Below are 5,966 nucleotides of genomic sequence, written 5' to 3'. Positions count from 1 at the left end.
TGAACGAAAAAGCGTATATTCTTCTGGCGAAACAGGAGAAAATTTCAAACCGTGCCGCAAAAGAACTTATTGACAGGGGTCTGGTTTTCGCCAAAGATAAAAAAGTAAAAATTGCAAGGGGGCTTCTCCCCGTTAACACGAAATTTAAAGTTTTACAATTTCCGAAGCCGAAAAAAATATTTGAAGACGATAATTTGATAGCAGTTGACAAACCACCTTATATTACCAGTGAGGAAGTTGCAAAAATGTTCGGGTTTGAGCTTCTTCACAGGCTCGACAAAGAGACGAGCGGAATTTTGATTTTGGTAAAAAATGAAACTTTTAGAAAAAAAGCCATCGAAGAATTTAAAAATCAAAACGTATATAAAGAATACATAACGTGGGTGAGCGGGATTGTACCCGAACCCATGACAGTAGATCTGCCTATAAAGGTTATAAAAACAAAAAGCGGGGCGTTTGCCAAAATTTCAAAAGACGGCGAGGAAGCCGTTACCGAAATCGAACCCGTATTGGCGTTCAGGACGAAATCTAAGATAAAAGCGATAATACACACGGGCAGAACACATCAGATAAGAGCTCATTTGAAAGCTGTGGATCATCCGATACTCGGTGATGAAAAATACGGAGGAGAACCGTTTAAAAGGGTTATGCTTCATCATCATAAATTTAAAATATTTGATTATAATTTTACATCGCCTGAACCGGGGGACTTTAAAATGCAAGAAGAGAGGGATGGGAAGAGAAAAAGGTGAAAACGGTGAAACCGTGAAACCGATGAAATGGGAAAGGATATAATGGTTACAAATCATATGGATTTGAAAATTTGGAAAGTTGGAATAGATATGGTAGAAGAAATTTATAAAATTACAGAATTTTTTCCTAAAACAGAAATTTTTGGACTTAGTTCTCAGATAAAAAGAGCCGCAGTTTCTGTTCCTAGTAATATAGCAGAAGGTGCTTCTAGACAGACAACTAAAGAATTTATACAATTTTTATATATAGCTTTAGGTTCATTGTCGGAACTTGAAACACAATTGATTATTGCTAAAAAATTAAATTTTTTAACTGAAAATACGGAAAAAATATTCTCAAAAATAAAAGGTTTAAAAAAAATGATTTTGAATATGATAAAATCATTAAAAAGTAACAGAAAATGATAAAAATAAAAAAAACGTTTTCACAATTTCACGTTTTCACGATTTCATTTGAATGAAAGGAGAGTAATGTTTGATAGGATAAGCGACGGCTTTAAAAGCGCCATTAATAAAATAAGGATGAAAGACGATGAAAAGGCGCTTAAAAAAGCCTTGGACGAACTGAAAAAAAATCTTTTAAAATCCGACGTACATTTTAAAGTGGTAAAAGAACTTTTAAGAGAAGTGGAAATAGAAACCAAAAGAGCCGGAATAGGGAAGGCCAATTTTTTAAAAGCTCTGGACAAATCTTTAACAAATATTCTGACGGCTCCCGGAAATTACGGATTCGTATATTCTAACAAGCCTCCCACGGTTGTTTTGATGACGGGTCTTCAGGGTAGCGGTAAAACCACAACCACGGCGAAACTTGCAAATTACCTTAAACAGTTCAAAAAGAAAAAGGTTTTAATGGTTGCGGCGGACCTTCAAAGACTTGCCGCTGTTGAACAGTTAAAACAATTAGCGGAGCAAAACGGACTTGACATATTTTATGACGAAAATTCAAAAGATCCGGTAGATATAGCCAAAAGGGGCGTAAAAGAGGGTAAAGAAAAGTTTTATGACGTTGTTTTAATAGACACGGCGGGACGTCTGGCTATTGACGAAGAGCTTATGAACGAGCTGATTAAAATCAAAAAAGAGGTAAATCCCGATGAAATTTTCTACGTAGCCGATTCTCTTACGGGTAAAGACGCGCTGAATACCGCAAAACAGTTCGATGAAAAGCTTGATATAACGGGGGTAATTCTAACCAAGTACGACGGTGATTCAAAAGGAGGGGTGGCGCTTAGTATTGCACACCAGGTCGGAAAGCCCTTAAGGTTTATAGGAACGGGGGAAAAGGTACAGGATATCGAGGTATTCGTGCCCGAGAGAATCGTCAGCCGTATAATGGGTGCCGGGGACATTGAAGGTCTGGTAGAAAAAACTTCCGCGATAATCGATGAAAAAGAAGCGAAAAAACTTACCAAAAAATTAAAAAAAGGCAAGTTTAACTATGAGGACTTTTTAAACCAGCTTGAACAGATGAAAAAGCTCGGCAATATGAAAAACCTGCTCGGAATGATTCCGGGTATGGGCAATATGATAAAACAGCTCGGTGACATGGATCTTGAAAATTCTTCCGAAATTAAAAAAATAAAAGCGATGATAAGTTCTATGACGCCCAAAGAGAGACAAAACCCGGAACTTATTAAAGAAAGTGCCAGCAGAAGAAGAAGAATTGCAAAGGGTGCGGGACTGAGCGTACAGGAAATAAACAGAATCAATAAACAGTTCCAAAACGCCGCTAAAATGGCTAAAAAATTCGCAGGTAAAAAAATGCCCAATATGAATGAGCTTATGAAAATGACCCAGGGCTTGAATTTTCCTAAATAATATATTAAAATTCCGAATTAATTTGTATACGGGCAGGTTTGGGCGGGATTAAAAACAAAATAAACTAAGGAGTAAACGTGGTAAAAATAAGACTTGCAAGATTTGGTAGAAAAAAAAGACCTTTTTACAGAATAGTTGTAACTGACAGCAGAAAAAGAAGAGATTCGGGATGGATTGAATCAATCGGATATTACAACCCGATGACCGAACCCGCAACTGTTAAAATGGATTTGGACAGACTTAACTACTGGCTGGGTGTTGGTGCGCAAATGAGCGAAAGAGTAAGCAAACTTAAAAAAATCGCTGAGGAAAACAACGCTTAATGGTTGTTGAATTCGTAGAGGAATTTGCCAGGCTGCTGGCATTTGAGCCTGAAAGTGTAAAAGTTGAGGTGGTGCCTCACGAAGATTTTTATGAAATAGTTATTTATGCAAAAAAAGCCGATGTGGGCAGGATAATAGGTAAAGAAGGCTCAATGGTAAAAGCCATTAAAACCGTTATAAGCGGGTGCCGTGCAAAAGAGAATAAAAATTATAAAATAACGGTTAAAGCCGAAGATGAATAAGATTCCTATTGCTAAAATAGGTAAAAGCTACGGTATAAAAGGGTGGCAGAAAATCCACCTTTTGACCGATTTTCCCGAACAGTTCAAAGCCGGGGTTACTTTTGATTCCGATAAAACAAAACTCACTATCGAAAAAATCGACTTAAAAAGAGGACTTGTCAAATTTGAAGGTGTAAATACACCGGAGGATGCGAAAAAACTTACGAACAGAATGCTTTATACTACCGAAGAAGCTACAAAAAAGAATATAAAACTTAAAGATAACGAATATTTCTGGTTTGACATTATAGGCTGTAGTTTATTTGAAAACGGAGAGCTTCTCGGGAAAGTCAGGGAAATCGAACGTGCGAATATGACCGATTATCTTGTAATAGATACCGATAAAAAATTTACTGAAAAAAAATATCCCAAAAGGTTTTTAATAGACTTTAAAAGAAACGTCAGAAATGTGGATATTGAAAACAAAACAATCGAAGCCTCAGGCGCGAAAGAACTGCTTGAATCGCTCTTATGAAAATAATCTTCGTAACCCTTTTTCCTGATTTAATAAAATGCTATTTTGAAGACTCCATATTAAAAAAAGCCGTTGAAAAAAATATTTTTGAAATAGAATTTGTAAATTTCAGGGATTTTTCCGATAACAAATACAAAAGAGTTGATACGCCGCTTGCGGGCGGAGGGGCCGGTATGATTATAGACAATACCGCTCTTAGAAACTGTCTTTTTTATTTAAAATCAAAATACGGCGGTTCAAAAGTCCTGTTTTTGACTCCTGTTGCTAAAAAATTTAACCAAAAAGACGCCGTGAGGTTGGCTTCCGAAAAGGTTTTGATACTTGTGTGCGGAAGATATGAAGGCTTTGACGAAAGACTTATAGAGGATTTTGCCGATGAGGTGCTGAGTATAGGGGATTATATTTTAACGGGAGGTGAATTGGGAGCCCTCGTAATAGCCGATGCGGTTCTCAGAAACGTAAAAGGCGTGCTCGGAAACAGCGAATCGCTTGAAGGGGAGAGTTTCGGTGCCAATTTGCTTGAGCCTCCTCAGTTTTCCAAAGACGGTGAGGTTCCTCCTATTCTTAAAAGCGGCAATCATAAAGAAATTAAAAAATGGCAGGAAAAACTTTCTTTGTTTAAAACCAAATTTCACAGACCCGATTTGTTATAATTGTTAAAAAATTACAAGAGTTGAGTATGGAAAGTTTAATAAAGGAATTGAAAAAGCTCAAAGTATGCGCTTATGTGAAAAACTTTTCTTTTTCTTATCTTTTTGAAAAGATTTTGACAGCTGAAAGAGAGTGTGATCTTTGTCTGGTGGATGAAAAAAGCATTTACGAAAGAGAATGTGACAATATGGTGTTGTTTGTGTCACCGCCGCTTAAAGAGGATGTGCTTTTAGAGGCGGTTGACAAAAAAGTAAAAGCTATACTGCCTGCAAACTGTGACGAGTCTCTTTTCGTAAAAGCCATAAGCAACATAATAAAAAACAGAGATTATGAAAACATACTGCTCAATCAGTATAAAAAAATAGTGGACGATACGTTAATCGTATCAAAAACCGATGTAAACGGCAGGATTACGTATGTAAACGATGCTTTTGAAAAAATATCGGGTTATAAAAAAGAAGAGCTTTTAGAGAAAAATCATAATATAATCAGACATCCGGATATGAAAAAAGAGGTTTTTCAAAAGATGTGGAACACCATACTGAACAAAAAAACATGGAAAGGAATTATAAAAAACAGAAAAATGACGGAAGCGCGTATTATGTGGAAAGTGTTATACAGCCGGTTTTGGATGAAAACGGTAATATTAAGGAATTTATCGTCCTGAGAAAAGACATAACACATCTTATAAATGCAGAAAAACTAATCAACGACAAACTGAAATTTATAAAAGAGGCGCTTCTCGTATTTGTAAAAATTGATCATTTTGCGGATTTGGAAATAGTATATGACGAAGACACCCTTCAGAAACTGAAAACAAGGCTTGTTAAGCGTGTTAAAAACTTTCTTAGAGGTTTTTTTATTGAGTGTCCTATGGAGAATTACGATGTGCAAAAAGACATATTTACGTTTTTGATTAAAAATTTTGAAAAAGACGCCCTGGATAAAATTTTTCAAATAGTGGTAAAGGAAATAGGAAACCGGCCTTTGACGATAAACGGTTTTGATTATTATCCTCAGATAAAAATAAGTTATACCAATCCTCGAAATAAATCTTACATATTTAAGCATTTATTCCAACCTTCAATAATCCAATGAAAGCCACAAAGTTTTTTAATTTTTTCTTGATTATTTATCCAATCTGTTAAAGCTTCATCAATTAATTTTTCTTGTTCTTCAATATTTTCAAATATTCTATTAGCAGTGACTTTTCTAACTTCTTGAAAAAATCTTTCAGTTGGATTTAACTCTGGTGAATATGAAGGTAAAAATAATATAGTTAAATCATTATCTTCCTGAAATCTTTTACTCTTATGAAATGAAGCATTATCCCAAACAATGATTAGATGACAGTCTTTATAAAACTCTTTTAATTCATTTAAAAATGTTTTTGTTGATAATGTATTTACATCAGGAACTTTATACATATGGAAACTATCACCGTTTATTGGGTCTATTGCCGAATATAAATATCTATTTACATATTCCTGTTGATTTTCAATTATTGTCCTCTCTCCAATTTTTGACCAACTTCTCCTATAATTCGACATAAGTCCATATCTCATTTCATCGCAAAACAGTAATTTTAAAGGCTTTTTTATTTTTGAAGCATCTATTTCATTTAAGAATTTTTTTTAAATTCTTTTTGTTTTTCTTTATCTCC

The 5,966-nt window shown here is 35.0% G+C and carries 10 protein-coding genes; 9 read left to right on the top strand and 1 reads right to left on the bottom strand.

Going from position 1 to position 5,966, the window contains the following annotated elements:
- The 9 genes from ACXJIE_RS08575 to ACXJIE_RS08535 form a co-directional block, all read left to right on the top strand.
- Nucleotides 1-752: pseudouridine synthase family protein (locus tag ACXJIE_RS08575; protein ID WP_456480557.1), on the top strand; the 752-nt coding region annotated here is incomplete at its 5' end.
- A gap of 42 nt (nt 753-794) precedes the next feature.
- The gene (locus ACXJIE_RS08570) at nt 795-1,157 is read left to right on the top strand and encodes a four helix bundle protein (RefSeq protein WP_456480556.1); all 363 of its coding nucleotides are present in this window, start codon (nt 795-797) and stop codon (nt 1,155-1,157) included.
- A 66-nt stretch (nt 1,158-1,223) separates the two neighbouring features.
- A complete protein-coding gene (gene ffh / locus ACXJIE_RS08565; protein ID WP_456480555.1) occupies nt 1,224-2,573 on the top strand; it encodes a signal recognition particle protein in 1,350 nt (449 codons plus the stop codon).
- Between the two features lie 77 nt (nt 2,574-2,650).
- Nucleotides 2,651-2,896 (top strand): 30S ribosomal protein S16, encoded by a 246-nt coding sequence (rpsP, locus tag ACXJIE_RS08560; protein WP_456480554.1) that lies wholly within the window; start codon nt 2,651-2,653, stop codon nt 2,894-2,896.
- On the top strand, nt 2,896-3,138 hold the full coding sequence (locus ACXJIE_RS08555) for a KH domain-containing protein (RefSeq protein ID WP_456480553.1): 243 nt from the start codon (nt 2,896-2,898) through the stop codon (nt 3,136-3,138). The genes rpsP and ACXJIE_RS08555 overlap by 1 nt, the downstream gene beginning before the upstream one ends.
- The gene (gene rimM / locus ACXJIE_RS08550) at nt 3,131-3,652 is read left to right on the top strand and encodes a ribosome maturation factor RimM (RefSeq protein ID WP_456480552.1); all 522 of its coding nucleotides are present in this window, start codon (nt 3,131-3,133) and stop codon (nt 3,650-3,652) included. Before ACXJIE_RS08555 ends, rimM begins: the two co-directional genes overlap by 8 nt.
- Nucleotides 3,649-4,305: a tRNA (guanosine(37)-N1)-methyltransferase TrmD gene (trmD, locus tag ACXJIE_RS08545; protein WP_456480551.1), complete on the top strand. Its 657-nt coding sequence runs from the start codon at nt 3,649-3,651 to the stop codon at nt 4,303-4,305. Before rimM ends, trmD begins: the two co-directional genes overlap by 4 nt.
- A gap of 47 nt (nt 4,306-4,352) precedes the next feature.
- Nucleotides 4,353-4,970 (top strand): PAS domain-containing protein, encoded by a 618-nt coding sequence (locus ACXJIE_RS08540; RefSeq protein WP_456480550.1) that lies wholly within the window; start codon nt 4,353-4,355, stop codon nt 4,968-4,970.
- On the top strand, nt 4,907-5,401 hold the full coding sequence (locus ACXJIE_RS08535; RefSeq protein ID WP_456480549.1) for a hypothetical protein: 495 nt from the start codon (nt 4,907-4,909) through the stop codon (nt 5,399-5,401). Before ACXJIE_RS08540 ends, ACXJIE_RS08535 begins: the two co-directional genes overlap by 64 nt.
- On the opposite strand, the gene ACXJIE_RS08530 is transcribed toward ACXJIE_RS08535, so the two are convergent.
- On the bottom strand, nt 5,359-5,904 hold the full coding sequence (locus ACXJIE_RS08530) for an IS630 family transposase (RefSeq protein ID WP_456480558.1): 546 nt from the start codon (nt 5,902-5,904) through the stop codon (nt 5,359-5,361). The two genes, ACXJIE_RS08535 and ACXJIE_RS08530, sit on opposite strands and share 43 nt — an antisense overlap.
- Nucleotides 5,905-5,966 lie beyond the last annotated feature (62 nt).

This window comes from Nautilia sp. (assembly GCF_053994455.1).
This window is presented reverse-complemented; position numbering and strand designations above follow the sequence as displayed.